Source organism: uncultured Sulfitobacter sp. (assembly GCF_964021855.1).
Lineage (GTDB): Bacteria > Pseudomonadota > Alphaproteobacteria > Rhodobacterales > Rhodobacteraceae > Sulfitobacter.
Genome location: NZ_CAXHZD010000001.1, coordinates 497,037 through 511,106 on the forward strand (window position 1 = coordinate 497,037; position 14,070 = coordinate 511,106).

Annotated in this window: 15 protein-coding genes; 13 read left to right on the forward strand and 2 right to left on the reverse strand. The window is 59.2% G+C overall.

Annotated elements, in window-relative coordinates; translation table 11 throughout:
- Position 1: 1 nt before the first annotated feature.
- Both AADJ11_RS02355 and AADJ11_RS02360 read right to left on the reverse strand, forming a co-directional pair.
- Positions 2-793, reverse strand: coding sequence for an ABC transporter permease (locus AADJ11_RS02355; RefSeq protein WP_341233650.1), 792 nt, complete (start codon positions 791-793; stop codon positions 2-4).
- Positions 794-795: 2 nt separating this feature from the next.
- Positions 796-1,515: an ABC transporter ATP-binding protein gene (locus tag AADJ11_RS02360; protein ID WP_341232951.1), complete on the reverse strand. Its 720-nt coding sequence runs from the start codon at positions 1,513-1,515 to the stop codon at positions 796-798.
- Between the two features lie 251 nt (positions 1,516-1,766).
- Here AADJ11_RS02360 and AADJ11_RS02365 point away from each other — a divergent pair, with 251 nt between their 5' ends.
- From AADJ11_RS02365 to AADJ11_RS02425, 13 genes are all read left to right on the forward strand, one after another.
- A complete protein-coding gene (locus tag AADJ11_RS02365; RefSeq protein WP_341232952.1) occupies positions 1,767-2,684 on the forward strand; it encodes a hypothetical protein in 918 nt (305 codons plus the stop codon).
- A gap of 94 nt (positions 2,685-2,778) precedes the next feature.
- Entirely contained in the window at positions 2,779-3,735 is a 957-nt protein-coding gene (locus tag AADJ11_RS02370) for a MoxR family ATPase (RefSeq protein WP_341232953.1), read from the forward strand.
- Complete coding sequence (locus tag AADJ11_RS02375; RefSeq protein WP_341232954.1) at positions 3,732-4,637, forward strand: DUF58 domain-containing protein; 906 nt, start codon at positions 3,732-3,734, stop codon at positions 4,635-4,637. Before AADJ11_RS02370 ends, AADJ11_RS02375 begins: the two co-directional genes overlap by 4 nt.
- Complete coding sequence (locus tag AADJ11_RS02380) at positions 4,634-5,002, forward strand: hypothetical protein (RefSeq protein WP_341232955.1); 369 nt, start codon at positions 4,634-4,636, stop codon at positions 5,000-5,002. Before AADJ11_RS02375 ends, AADJ11_RS02380 begins: the two co-directional genes overlap by 4 nt.
- A complete protein-coding gene (locus AADJ11_RS02385) occupies positions 4,995-5,957 on the forward strand; it encodes a VWA domain-containing protein (protein WP_341232956.1) in 963 nt (320 codons plus the stop codon). The genes AADJ11_RS02380 and AADJ11_RS02385 overlap by 8 nt, the downstream gene beginning before the upstream one ends.
- Positions 5,954-6,853, forward strand: a complete 900-nt coding sequence (locus AADJ11_RS02390) for a VWA domain-containing protein (RefSeq protein ID WP_341232957.1) — start codon at positions 5,954-5,956, stop codon at positions 6,851-6,853. Before AADJ11_RS02385 ends, AADJ11_RS02390 begins: the two co-directional genes overlap by 4 nt.
- Positions 6,850-7,524, forward strand: a complete 675-nt coding sequence (locus AADJ11_RS02395) for a hypothetical protein (protein ID WP_341232958.1) — start codon at positions 6,850-6,852, stop codon at positions 7,522-7,524. Before AADJ11_RS02390 ends, AADJ11_RS02395 begins: the two co-directional genes overlap by 4 nt.
- Positions 7,521-8,744, forward strand: a complete 1,224-nt coding sequence (locus AADJ11_RS02400) for a hypothetical protein (RefSeq protein WP_341232959.1) — start codon at positions 7,521-7,523, stop codon at positions 8,742-8,744. The genes AADJ11_RS02395 and AADJ11_RS02400 overlap by 4 nt, the downstream gene beginning before the upstream one ends.
- 116 nt (positions 8,745-8,860) lie before the next feature.
- Positions 8,861-9,580, forward strand: coding sequence for a response regulator transcription factor (locus tag AADJ11_RS02405; RefSeq protein WP_341232960.1), 720 nt, complete (start codon positions 8,861-8,863; stop codon positions 9,578-9,580).
- 2 nt (positions 9,581-9,582) lie between these two features.
- Positions 9,583-10,749: an FIST N-terminal domain-containing protein gene (locus tag AADJ11_RS02410; protein ID WP_341232961.1), complete on the forward strand. Its 1,167-nt coding sequence runs from the start codon at positions 9,583-9,585 to the stop codon at positions 10,747-10,749.
- A gap of 2 nt (positions 10,750-10,751) precedes the next feature.
- Positions 10,752-12,971: a PAS-domain containing protein gene (locus tag AADJ11_RS02415; RefSeq protein ID WP_341233651.1), complete on the forward strand. Its 2,220-nt coding sequence runs from the start codon at positions 10,752-10,754 to the stop codon at positions 12,969-12,971.
- An 81-nt stretch (positions 12,972-13,052) separates the two neighbouring features.
- Positions 13,053-13,715, forward strand: a complete 663-nt coding sequence (locus AADJ11_RS02420; RefSeq protein WP_341232962.1) for a hypothetical protein — start codon at positions 13,053-13,055, stop codon at positions 13,713-13,715.
- Entirely contained in the window at positions 13,712-14,068 is a 357-nt protein-coding gene (locus tag AADJ11_RS02425; protein WP_341232963.1) for a hypothetical protein, read from the forward strand. The genes AADJ11_RS02420 and AADJ11_RS02425 overlap by 4 nt, the downstream gene beginning before the upstream one ends.
- Positions 14,069-14,070: the final 2 nt, after the last annotated feature.

Consider the following 14,070-nt stretch of genomic DNA (forward strand, 5'->3'; position numbering starts at 1 on the left):
ATCAGCCCTTGCGTTTGATCAGACCGCGCGCCGGATCATAGCCCCAGACGGCGATCAGGCTAAGCACCAAGGTACTGACAATCACCCAAGCCAAGGCGGATAGGTTCAACTGTAGATACAGCAAAAACCGGATCAATTCGACCACATGGGTAAAGGGATTGAACGCGCAGATGTCGCGCAGCAAGGGCGAGCTTTCTGCCATTTTCCAAAGCGGATAAAGCGCGGAGGACAGGAAAAACATCGGAAATATGACAAAATTCATGACGCCCGCAAAGTTTTCAAGCTGCGAGATAAAGCTGGACAGAACCAGCCCAAGCGCCCCCAGCATCAGCCCGCCAAGGATCAAGCCGGGCAAGACGGCGACATACCCCCATGGCGGCATCGTAATCCCAAAAAGCGCGGCAATGCCAAGGAAGGCATAGACCTGCAAAACCGATATGGTGGTGGACCCGAACAGCCTGCAAAACAACAGCCACCATCTGGGATAGGGGCTGGTCAGCAGCAGGCGCATCGACCCCATTTCGCGGTCATAAACCAGACTAAGCGAGCTTTGCATGCTGTTGAAAAGCAGCACCATCGCGCACAGGCCGGGCACGATATAGGTCTCGTAGGTGATGTAGGTGTCATAGGGCGGTATAATCGACAGGCCGAGGGCGGCGCGAAATCCCGCAGCAAAGATGAACAGCCAGACGAGCGGGCGCACCAGCGCTGCGATGAACCGTTCACGTTGATGCACGAAACGCAAAAATTCGCGAATGACAATCGCACGGGTGACGCCCCAATAGCCCATCATGTTCATACTGAGGCCCCAGTGCGGGCCAAAAACCAATCGGGCAGCGGGGTATCACCGCGCAAGCTGCCTGCTTGGCCTGCGTTGATGATCTGACCCTGGTGCAGAACAAGCAGCGCGTCGGTATCGCGAACCTCGTCGGTTAGATGTGTTGTCCAAAGAACGCTTAGCCCCTGATCAGCTAGATCATGAACGTGGTCGGTAATCGACTGGCGCGCGGCGGCATCCAGACCCACGGTGGGTTCGTCCAGCAACAGCACCTTGGGATCGTGCAGCAAGGCGCGTGCCAGTTCGGTCCGTCGACGGTGCCCGCCATTTAGGTCGCGCGCCTTTTCGTCGATGCGTTCTCGCATGCCCAGTTGTTCTAGCGCGGCATCGATGCGGGCGGGGACTTCGCCGCGGGGCAACCCGTGCAGGGCTGCGAAATAGGACAGGTTTTGACGCACCGTCAGGCTAAGGTCGAGGGTGGATTGTTGGAACACAACGCCCAGTTCAGCCATCGCGCGGCGCGGTACGCTGCGCAAATTATGCCCTGCAATTTCAATGTCACCGGCGGGTGCGACCAACAGACGCGTTAACAGCGATATCAGCGTGGATTTGCCAGCCCCGTTCGGCCCAAGCAAGGCGCAAAACTCCCCCGGCGCGATGGAAAACGACACGTCTTGCAACGCTTTCTTTGCGCCGTAGTTAAAGCTGAGCCCGCGAACCGATAGACCGTTTGTCATTGTATTTCATACATAAAATAGACCGCTGTCATGCTGCACCTTTGGTTTTTGTGCCCGTGACGGTACTGTGCATTGAAAGCCCTCGCACGACAAGCCACGTCGCGAGACAGGATTTTCCCCGTGCTGTTTGGGCAAATCTTAACGCCCTTTTTACCATGTCTCGCTCAAGGTTCACGCGGCCCATTACCCCTAAAACGTTGGACGTATCGGGCTGTCTGACCTACGCTTGGCCAAACCTAAGGGACCAGATTATGCAACGGTTGATAATCACCGTGCTGCTCGCTTTGGGCATCGCCACGCAAGGCAGCGCAGATCGGGCGCGGTTTGTTGAACTTGCCCGCCGCGGATGGGGGTACGAGCTGCGCGCGGCACTGCCCAGCCGCGCGTTTACAGCACCGGTACATATCAACGGGCGCGATCTGGCGGGGTCCAGTCTGTGCGTGGTGGGCGATTTGCCCCATCCAAGCTCGCTTAGAACACTCAACGCGTTTCGCGCGCTGATCGAACACACATTCGGCAAGCCGTTGACCATGCGCCATGCGGGCAGGTCGGCTGAACAATGCGGGTCGGGCCGGACCGTTATCCTAAGGCTTTATTCAGGGCTTCCGCCCAATCGGGCGCTTACGGCTGACCTTGCTTGGATGAACCGTGTCCATGTGTTGGGCTTGCCGAAAGACAGCTATTACACCGCAACGTCGCCCGCCATGGCGCAGACCTTTTTTGGCAAGCGGGGGCAGGGGACACATATCATGGTCAAGCAGCCCGCGTTCGCCCGTCCGGGTGCCTTGGCAAGCGCGTTCTATAAATCCATTCTGATCGAAGAGCTGTTCCAGTCCTTTACCTTTGGGATGGACATCATGCTGTTTGACCGCGCAGCCGCATTTGAATCAAAACTGCAAGAGACACCCGTTAATCTGCACAGGCTTTCGTGGGAATCGCGGGATTTCATGCGCGCGCTTGTAAATTCAAACCCCGCCGGCCTGTGCTTTTTCGATATTTTCATGCTGCACGCCGTGGCCCAAGCACCGGTGGATCAGACCATAGATCCGGAGTTCATCGCATTCATTGATCACGCCTATGATCGCCTTTTGACACAGACGCAAAGCACCGTGGCAGACCCCAGATTTGTCGATCTTCTTGCGCCCGGATGCGCGGTTCTGCCCCAGTAAATCCGCAGGAATACGGCCCGATACTTTCGGGGGTGTATGCGCAGGCGGCTGTTCTGGCTAACCTGAAGGGGCGAAATACGCGCCGGGGGGAAGCATGAAAAAGGGATCGGATAGTCCACAAACAGGTGTAGCCGGGCTTGCCGCGCATCTGAAGCAGGGTCTGGTCGGGCACGACGCCCTGATCGAGCGGCTGTTGGTGGCATTACTGGCAGGCGGGCATTTGCTGGTCGAAGGGCCGCCCGGTCTGGCCAAAACCCGCGCCGTCAAATGGTTGTCAGACGCGGTCGAAGGGTCCTTTGCCCGTATTCAGTGCACGCCCGATCTGATGCCGTCCGATCTGACGGGCACGCCGGTCTATCATCCGCAAGACGGGACGTTTGAATTTGTGCCCGGTCCGGTTTTCAATAATCTGGTGCTGGTGGACGAGATCAACCGCGCGCCGCCCAAAGTACAGTCCGCGCTGCTTGAGGCGATGGCCGAGCGTCAGGTGACGGCAGGTAATGACACGCATCCACTGCCTGATCCATTTCTGGTGGTGGCGACCCAAAACCCGATCGAACATGACGGGACTTTCCCCTTGCCCGAGGCGCAGCTGGACCGGTTTTTGCTGCATGTGATGCTGGAACTGCCGGGGATCGAAACGGAACGTCAGATCCTTGATCTGGTCGAGGCCGAAGCCCAAGGGGCAACGTCGCCCGCGCCGTCCTTGTCCCTGACCGATCTGGCAAAAGCGCGCGCGCAGGTGCAGCAGGTTCATCTGGCACCGGAACTGCGCGATTACATCGTACGGCTGGTGATGGCGACGCGCGAAGGGCCGTTGGCGCAAGATATCGAACACGCCGTTTCACCGCGCGGGTCGCTGTCGCTTGCCGCCGCCAGCAAGGCGCGTGCTTTTTTGCATGGTCGTGATTTCGCCCTGCCCGAGGACGTCGCGGCCTTGGCGGGTGACGCGCTGGCCCACCGCATGGTGCTTAGCTGGCGCGCTGTCGCGGATGGTCGCCGCGCCCGTGATATCGTGGCTGATATTGTCACTGCGGTCGAACCGTTGTGAATACGGCGCTGGAGGCCCCCGGCGTTGCCCTTACTTCTGCGGCGTTGATCGCGTTGCGCGGGGTCGCGTTGAATGCGGATGCCGCCCCTGTGTTGGCAGCTTTGCCCGGCGGGTTCGCCACACGTCGCAAGGGGCATGGTCTGGAGGTCGCATCGACGCGGGAATACGCGGTCGGCGATGATCTACGGCATCTGGATCGCGGCACAACGGCCCGGACGGGCCGGTTACATGTGCGGCAGTTTCAGGAAGAACGTGATCGCGTCACGCTGCTGATCGCTGATTTTCGTCCGGCGATGTTCTGGGGAGTCCGGCGTGCCTTCCGGTCTGTCGCCGCGGCCGAGGCATTGACGCTGGTCGGCTGGAACGTGGTGGAAAGCGGCGGGCGTGTCGGGCTGCTGGCGCTGACGGCGGTGGGCCCTGTCATTGCAATGCCGCGCGGGCGCACCCGTGGCATGCTGGATGTTATCGGTGCAATGGTGCAGGCGCATGCCGATGGGTTGGCTGCAATGATGGACGGGCAAGTGGACGATCCCCTGCTTGATCAAGGCTTGGCGCGGGCTGACCGTCTGGCCCCGCCGGGGTCCGAATTGGTAATCGCCTCGGGGTTTGATGCGCCGGGTGCCGGATTGGCGGATCGTTTGAATGCATTGGCCCGTCGACGGTCGCCCCGGTTGTTGTTGATCACAGATACCGAGGCGGGGGATTTGCCGCGCGGGCGGTATCCGATCCGACTGCCCGATGGTCGCCGGATCAGGGTGCATCTGGGCGGGCAGGGCCAGCGTAACGCTGAACCGCTGCGCCAGATCGCCGGACGCACTGCGCTGGTGCTGGATGCGGGCGAAGCGGTGGAACAGACGGCGCGGCGGCTTGCTGCTGTTTTCGTGGCGGAGCGGGCAGCATGACCGATCAAGCGATGAGCGAAGCCGCAATGCTGATCAGTCTGCGCGATATCACCCTGCCCGTTGATGCGGCGGGCGGTCTCGGCGCAGATATCGCAGCGACCGTGGGGCTTGCCGGAATCTTGGCCTTGATCATTGCGGGTATGTTTCGGTTGTTTTCCATGCGACGACCGGCAGCGGCGTCCCCCTTGCGCGGGCAGCTTTTTGCGATCCGTGAAATGCCGGATGACGCCCGCCGGATCGCCTTGCTGCACCTATTGAGACAAGCACAGCCCGAACGCTACGCCGTCATTAAATGCGCACTTTATCAGCCGGGGGGCGGCGTGGATATCGACACGCTGGAGGCGGAGGTCGCGCGCCTTGTTTGAGCTTGCCGATCCTCTGTTTCTGCTGTTGCTGCCAGTGCCGCTGTTGGTCATCTGGCTCTTTGGAACGGCACCAATGGCGGGGGGCGCAATCCGGGTGCCGGACCGGATCGCAGAGGCCCTGCTGGCCGCACGGCAGTCCCGAACACCACATGGTGGGGTGCACCTGCGTTCTGGCGTTTTGTGGGTCATTTGGGGGCTGATGATCTTTGCGATTTCTGGCCCTCGTGACCTTGCCCCTGTGTCGGCGTTAAAGGTCACGGGGCGCGATCTGGCGATTGTTCTGGATCTGTCAGGCTCGATGGTGCGCGATGATTTTCATCTGGGGGACAAACCGCTGACCCGGCTTGAGGCGGTGACCACCGTCGGCGCTGATTTCGCCAGACGGCGCGGGGGCGACCGTGTGGCGCTGATCGTCTTCGGGTCAGAGGCGTATTACGCCGTCCCTTTTTCCTTTGATGTCGAAGCTATCGCCCGCCGGATTGAAGAAGCGCAAATCGGTATATCGGGCCGCGCGACCAATATTTCAGACGGGCTGGGCCTTGCGCTGAAACGGATGGCACAAAGCGATGCGGCGTCGCGGGTTGTGATCTTGTTGTCTGACGGTGTGAACAATGCGGGCGCGACCAACCCGCGCGGTGTGGCGGAACTGGCCGCCGATATGGGGGTGCGGGTGCATACAATCGCGCTTGGCCCCAAGGATCTGACGACTGCTGAGGCCGGCGAACGCGGCGTCGTGGATGCAGCCACCCTGCGGGCGATTTCCGAGATTTCGGGCGGTGAGAGTTTTCGCGTCAAAACCACAGAAGATTTGGCGCAGGTGGCCGATGCGTTGGACCGTTTGGAATCCACCGACAGCGACGGATTGGCGGCAGAGGTATTTCGCGATTATTGGCCGTGGCCTGCCAGTTTTGCCGCGTTGTTGGGGCTTTGGCTTGCATGGAGAGAACTGTCGTGAGCGCGGTGGATATCATCCTGCTGCGGCCTTGGTGGTTGCTTTCGTTGCCGGTGTTGGCGCTGGCGGGTTGGTGGCTTTTGACCCGGCGGGGCGGGCTGGGCGATTGGCAAAAGGCCAGCGATCCCGCGTTGCTGCGCGCCATGGCCGCGTTGGGGCGGATCGATACATCGTCAAGCCGCGCGCCAGTGCTGGCGATGCTGGCAAGCGTGACGGTTACATTGCTGGCCCTGTCCGGTCCTGCGATTGAACGGCGCGATACGGTGTCGTTTCGAAACCTCGACGGCGTGCTTTTTCTGATCGACACATCCGCCAGCGTGACGGACGATGCGCGTTGGCCGCAGATGCAGGCGATGGGGCGGTTTGGGCTGGCATCGCTGGGGACACGCCCCGGCGGGCTGATCGTTTACGCGGGTGACGCCTATGCCGCGGTGGATATGACGCTGGACCATTTGCAACTGGGTCAGACGTTGTCGCTGATTGATGCCAAGACCGTGCCTGATGCGGGCTCACGCCCTGCGCGGGCGTTAAAGCTGGCCGCCGATATGTTGCGCGAGGCGCAAGTGATCGCGGGGGACGTGGTCCTATTCTCGGACGGGGATGGGTTGGATGCCGCATCATTGCGCCAAGCGGCTGCCATCGCGGGGTTGGGCGCACGGTTGTCCGTTGTGTCCCTGAACGCGCCGTCTGCTGGGGTTGATACCCATGTCGCGGCGGGCGCGGGCAGAGTTTTCACGCTGGCTCAAAGTGACGCGTTTGCAGCGTGGATCGGGGAAACGGCCCGCACGCGGTTAGAGGCCCAAGATTATCCGCTGCTGTTTTGGAAGGACATTGGCCGTTACTTGTTGTTGCTGGCCCTGTTCCCGTTGCTGCTGCTGTTTCGCAGGCAAACCGCATGAGGGCGCTTGTTTTCATAACCTCGCTGGCCTTGACGCTTGCCGTGATAATGGGCGGCGGCGCACCGTTCGGGCGCGTGCTTTTGGCGCTTGGTCTGCCAAAGGTTGCCGCGCTGCTTTTCGATGATCCGGCATGGCAGGGGGCCGCCTTGTATCGCGCCGGTGATTTTGATGCGGCGGCGGATCGGTTCGCGCGGGCAGACGCCTATTATAATCTGGGCAATGCAGAGGCATATGCAGGCCGTTACGCAGCAGCGCTAGAGGCGTTTGATCTGGCAAATGCGCGTGGTCACCCCGATGCGCAGGCCAATTTCGATGTGGTCGCGGCTTTTTATGCGGGGCTTGGTATTGATCCAGAGGCGCTGGCCCTGTTCGAGCGACAAAAAGACGGGGCGGAAGCAGATAGCTTTGTCGCGCGGGGCAATGCGCGGGCTGCGGGGACCGGCAGTGAGGTGACCAACAACAATACGATGTTGGGATTAGCGCAACTGGACAGCCGGGGCCGCCAAGGGGTGCGGCGCATTTTTGATGACAAGTTTATGCAGGCCGATGCCAGATGGCTGGCCCAGCTGGCGGATGTGCCGGGAGAATATCTGGCGGCGCGTATTGCGCAGGAACACAAGCGCCGCGCAAAGCTGGGTCTGTCGCCCCCCAAGGCGGAGGACCCGCGATGAGATGGCTTTTGGCCCTGATCATGGTTGCTTTGCCGGGGCTGGCGCTGTCGCAATCAAAAACGGTGCTGCCCCAAGATTTGGAGCTGTCGGTGGAGGTGACCGAAACGGAGCACACGCCGTTTGTCCGCGAGATGGTGCTGATCACCATCAAAGGGGTTTACCGGCGTCACATCACCCGCGAAAAACTGGTTCAGCCCGATTTTGAAGGCTTCAGTTGGACGCAACTGGGCGACGACACATGGCGCGACGAGCGGATCAATGGCGAGTTGGTCAAAACGTTCAAGCGGCGCATGGCGGTTTACCCGGCCCGGCCCGGCGCGCTGACCATCGGGGCGTTCACGCACCAACTGACCTTGACCGATGAAGGCGATGATTGGTTCGATCACCAGATCATGTCAGCGCCAGTTTCGATTGACGTTGCCGCGGCTCCTACGGGTGAGGATTGGTGGTTTCCGGTCAAATTCCTGAAGGTGTCCGACCAATGGTCGAATGCGCCGGATCAGCTGGTCCCGGGCGAGGGCGTCTTGCGGGTGGTACGGGTAGAGGCCTTGGGCGTAACAGCGGAAATGATCCCGCCGATGCCAACGTTGCATTCGCCGTCTGCCATGATTTTCCCGCATCCTGAAAAACGCTTTGTCGAACTTACGCCCCAAGGGCCGCAGGCATTTGCGTATTGGCGTTGGACCATCCGGCCAAGCAACGACACATCGACCATCGTGGAACCGCTTAGCTTTACCTATTTCGACACGGTCAACCGGGTCGACCGGCAGGTCACGATTTCGGCGCAGCGGGTCGCTTACGGATCGGTGATCCCTGATCCGGGGGACGATGTGGCGGTCGAATTGCGTGGCGCTTCTACGCAATTGCCGGGCTGGCCAATGGCGGTGTTGGCGGCCCTGATCTGTGCTGGTGGCGTGTTTGTCACCCTAAAGGGGCACCGGATCGCAGGCATGTCCGCGCTTAGACGTTTTTGGTGGGCTGATCCGCTGGCCCGCCAGTTGCGGCGTGCAGCACGGGGCGGGCGCGGGGCAGAAATGCGGGGCCACGCGGCGGCGATGCTTCGGCGGGACGGGGTGACAGCGCGCCGCCAAGAGCTGCTGCATCAGCTTGATCTTGTTTTGTTTGATCCAAGCGCCCGACCCGATTCCATGCCGGATTTCGCCCGCGATTTCCTGCGTGCGGCAGATACGCCCCCTAAAGGGGACAGGCCGGTTTCATGATTGTCGTTGTAAAGAAGCGGTGATTAGCAACTTCCCGCATAAATTGAGTTTATTTTGCGGAATCTGTTGAAAAGTTTCTTGTTCTCCGTAGCATCGCGGCTGGGAGGACTACTATCATGGAACATTTCGGTGTGCCAATACAGCAGGACTTTGTGTCGTCCATGCTGATTGTTGATGACCATCCACTATACAGCGACGCCTTGGAATCGGCGCTGGAACTGGTGTTTGAAGATTGTGATATTCGCAAGGCAAGCACCCTAAAAGGGGCTTTGGAAATGGCGAAAGGCGGCTTTGAGCCGGACCTGGTCATGTTCGATCTTAAGCTGCCGGACGTGACCGGAATTTCCGGCTTCCGCACCTTGCGAAAGCATTTTCCAGACTCGCGGGTATTGGTGATTTCTTCGCTGGCCTCGTTCGAGCTGGTGCATTCCTTGTTGCGCGATGGCGCGTCCGGGTTTCTGCCCAAAGACACATCCGCACAAGCGTTGCGGGGTGCCCTGGCCGAGATTATGGCCGGCGGTGTTTATGTGCCCAAAGGGTTCCAGCAACCCAGCGGCGGGGATCGCGACGGGATCTGGTCAAAATTCGATCACCCAAAACTGGCAGAAATGACACCGCAGCAAAAACGGATCATGCGGCTGATTTGCCGGGGCAAAGCGAACAAGCAAATCGCCTATGAGCTGTCGCTGGCCGAAGCAACGGTCAAGGCGCATATCACCGCATTGCTGCGCCGGCTGGGGGTGCGCAACCGCACGCAGGCTGTTGTGATGGTCGAGGGCGCAATCGCCCAGCAATTCGGGGATGAGCCGGAAGCGCGCGCCTTTCTTAGGCATTGAGCATGCTGCACACGCACCCCGAGCAAACCGAACCAACCTGCGTTCGGGTTGCGGTTTCGCGCGCCGCAGATGCAGAAGAAGCCGCCCGCGAGGCGGCCGCGCAGATCAAAAACTCTGCGACCTGTTTTGTTTTGTGTTTCGTTCCGGGTCGTCTGGATTGCCAGGTCGTTGCATCGGTTTTGGATGACGCGCTGCACGGCTTGCCGGTCTTTGGTTGTTCGACGGCGGGCCAGATCACCACCCAAGGATACGAGACCGACGCGCTGTTATTGATGGCCTTCCCCAAAAGTCATTTCCGCTGCTCTTCGGTTTTGTTCGAACCCATGAACCCGCTGTCATCGACCGATGTGGCGGCCCAAGCGCAGCGCGCCGATCAACGTTTTCAGCACACGGCGGGATGGCATCGGTTGGGGCTGATTTTCACCGACGGGCTGTCCAAACAAGAGGACATTCTAAGTTCGACACTGGAAACCGTGCTGACCGATCTGCCGATTTTTGGCGGGTCGGCTGGTGACGGTTTGTTGTTTGAAAAAACCTTTGTGTTGCACAAGGGAAACGCCCTGAGCGACGCGGCGGTGTTGTTGTTGGTGGAAACGGATTTGCCTTTCCAAGGGGTCGGGTTTGATCATTTCCTGCCTGCCGGATCGCATATCATTGTCACCGATGCCGACCCCGAACAACGCAAAGTGTTCGAGATCAACGGCGCACCGGCGGCGCAGGAATATGCGCGGTTGGTCGGCAGTTCGGTCAAAGATCTGTCGCCCGAGATTTTCGCGGAGAACCCGTTGTTGATCCAATACAACGGCAATCACTATGTGCGCGCCATTTCAGATGCAGACGAGGATGGCGCGTTGTCGTTTCTGGCGGCCATTGATGACGGGCTGATCATGACGCTGGGACTGGGTCAAGAGATCACCAAGACGCTTAAAACGGGGTTGGATATCCGTGACCGACGTGGCCAGCGCCCGGATTTCATCCTTGGGTTCGATTGCGTGCTGCGCAAGCTTGAGATCGAACAAAAGCAACTAGGTGGGGCCGTGTCGGAAATACTAGCTGACGCGCGTCTGTTCGGGTTCAACACCTACGGCGAACAGCACTGTGGTGTGCACATGAACCAGACCCTTGTCGGCGTGGCCTTTTTCGGACCAGATGAGAGGACATTCTTTTGACCATGATTGATCCTCAGGCTCCGTTGCCGGAGCAGGTGAAAAGGCAGTCAAAAATCATTGATGCGTTGGTGCGCCGCGCCAGTCAGCAAAAAGATGTGGGGCCTTCTGCCTACCGCGCGTTTCAGTCTGCGATTGATCTGCAACAGCAGGTCGCGGCCCAAACGCTGGAACTGGAAAGCGCACGATATGAACGCGAACGCACGCGCAAGGCACTGGTGGAGGCGTTGGCCTCGATGGAGGAAGGCTTTGCGCTGTTCACCGATGGCCGGTTGAACATCTGCAACGAGCTGTTCAAGGAACTGCTACCTGATGTTTCCAGCATGGTCGTGCCGCAGCTTGAGCTGAAGCTGTACTTTGACTTGATGGCGACCAGCCGTTTTCTGGTGTCGACAAACCGCAAGCTGGTGAATGTCTGTAAGGATTTGGAAGACGCAGGCGCATCCGATCCGGCGGTGTCCATCGTGGCTGAGCTGCTGCGCGACCGTTGGTATCAGCTGAGCGTGCAAAAAACTTCGCCCGAGAATACGGTGCTGTTGCTGACGGAAATCACCGCGCTGGTGCAGCACAACCGGCGCGAAAAAGAACACCTGATAGACCAGCAAGAAGACTACCTTCAGGCGGTTTTCCAAAACATGAGCGCGGGCGTTTGCACCTTTTCTGCCGAGGGGCAGGTGATGATGCACAACGGGCGCTTTGGCGATATTCTGGGTGTTCCATTATCTGCTTTGCAACCGGGCACGCCGGTGCAGTCGCTGCTGGGTTATATGACCCATCGCAACCTGATCGAAGACAGCGTGCTGACGCAGATGGAAGCGTGGCAGCAAGAGATGGTGAGCAAAGGCTCGCTAAGCCGTCGTTTACTGCATGGCGGCGGGCGGGTTCTGGATGTCTATGCCAACGTTTTGCCAGACGGCCATTTTCTGGTTGAACTGAAAGACGTCACCCTTGAGGCGCGGTCGACCGAGCTGTTGGAAAACCGGGTGATGGAGCGCACCGCAGAATTGACCCGTGCCAATGAAAAGCTGACCGCGCAATACGAAGAGAAAGCACGCGTCGAAGAGGAATTGCGCATCTCGAAAGAACGTGCCGAAGCTGCGGTATCTTCGAAAACGCGGTTTCTTGCGGCGGCGAGCCATGATTTGCTTCAGCCGATCAATGCCGCGAAATTGCTGATTTCCACCCTAGAGGAAACCACCCGAGAGACCCGGTTCCTGCCCATGGTCGAACGGTTGGGCGGCGCGTTTGCGTCGGCAGAATATCTGTTGCATTCGTTGCTGGATATATCGCGATTGGAAAGCGCAGACCCTGATACGGTGTCAGCCAGCGATGTGAACCTTGGCACCATCATGATGGGGGTCAAATCGGACCAGATGCTGCTGGCCGAACAGAAATCAGTACAACTGGATGTGGTGCCCAGTTCGGTTTTCGTGCGCTCTGATCCGGTGTATTTACTGCGATCGGTGCAGAACCTTGTGGTGAACGCCATACAATACACCAATGTCGGCGGCCGCGTGTTGTTTGGGTGCCGACGCAAGGGTGACAAGATCGTGCTTGAGGTGTGGGATACCGGGATCGGTATCCGTCGCAGGGACCAAGCGCGCATTTTTGACGAATTTACCCGCGCTGAAAACGTACCGATCGGGTCGGGTGTTGGGCTGGGTCTGTCGGTGGTGGATCGCGCGTGCCGGTTGCTGGGTCACCGTCTAAGCGTGCGGTCCAAGCCCGGCCTTGGCTCCGTGTTCAGCATCGAGATGGACATCGTGCACGACGCCGCGCCCGTCGCGACGCAGCATATCCCCGTTCGCGAGCTTGAGGCGGAATCAGTGGATCACATCGTGGTGGTGATCGAGAATGACGCGGATGTTTTGTATGGCACGACCCAGTGGCTTCAACAGTGGGGGGCAAGCGTTCTGTCCGCCAGTTCAACCCGTCAGGCGGTGGAGTTTGTCCAGGACATGGGAATGGCCCCCGATATTATTCTGGCTGACTATCAGTTGGATGACGCAGATACCGGCATTCATGCAATTTCCGAGATCCGCGCGATGACGGGTGTCCAGGTCCCTGCGATTTTGGTGACTGCAGATCGCAGCGAATCTGTCAGACGCACCGGAGAGCAAAACGACATATCAGTCATGACCAAACCGGCGGATTTGCTGCGCCTTCGGGGGCTGATCGAATGGAGAATCCGGTCAAACAAGCTCCCTGCGGACATGTCGGGGTAGGCCAGACAGCAAGTATAGACAAAAGTCGAAGGTGACAGTGATGCACAAGCCCCGCACAGTTGACCACGAGAGGATACAACAATGATCATCAAAACCTTGGCCGCTGGGATTTTTGCGATCTGTATCGCGGGGGGCGGTGTGGCGGCCCCGCTGGGCGGCGATCAAACCTATGACATGCTGTTCCGCAACGGCACCTTGGATGACATCAACCGGGATGAGGCACTGGTGTATCGCCGTGTTGTTGAAAACGCGTTGAACCCCGAATTTGCTGCCCGTGACACGGGCGACATCGCGCTTAGCTTTCGCGAGGGGCAGGCCACGATGGCGATGCTCGAGTTCCAGCAAGATGGCAAACATCGTGTGCTGGGAACATTCCCGGCCAGTGTGGGCAACCCGATGATCATGTATTTCTACGAAGCCGTTGTGCGGGATATGGCAGAATCTGCTGGCGGCAGCCCTTTTTATATTCGCAACCGTGTCAAAGAGGCGTTGATTCAACCGTCTGATGTTGAAGTCGGCGAAGCCCGGTTTGACGGACGCGTTATCAAAACTCAGACCATTCGGCTTTACCCCTTTGAGGGCGACAAGAACCAAGACAGGATGAAGGGCTTTGGCGATCTTGAGCTGCGCGTGACCATGTCCGACGAGGTGCCGGGCTGGTACCTAAGCCTTGTTGCCGAGGCTGCGGGCGGTGACTTATTTCGGTCAGAACTGTTGTTCGACCATCTTGAGGACGCGCAATGAAGCGGCTGATTTGCGCCTTTGCCGTAGCCTGTTCCACCCTAGCCACTGCTGTGTCAGCGCAATCGGTGGCGGACCGGTTGAACGATTATCCCACAGCCGCGCGGGCGGATTATGTGTTCGCTTGTATGGTGACGAACGGGCAGACCCGCGAAATGCTGGATCGCTGCGCCTGTTCAATTGATGAAATCGCGTCGATCCTGCCTTATGCAAAATACCTTCAAGCCGAGACCGTGTTGTCGATGCGCCGGGTGGGGGGCGAACGGATGTCGTTTTTCAAAAGCGCCTCAATGGCTGAGCATTTGGTCGCTGATATGCGACGCGCCCAAGCCGAGGCCGAGATTGTCTGTTTTTGATG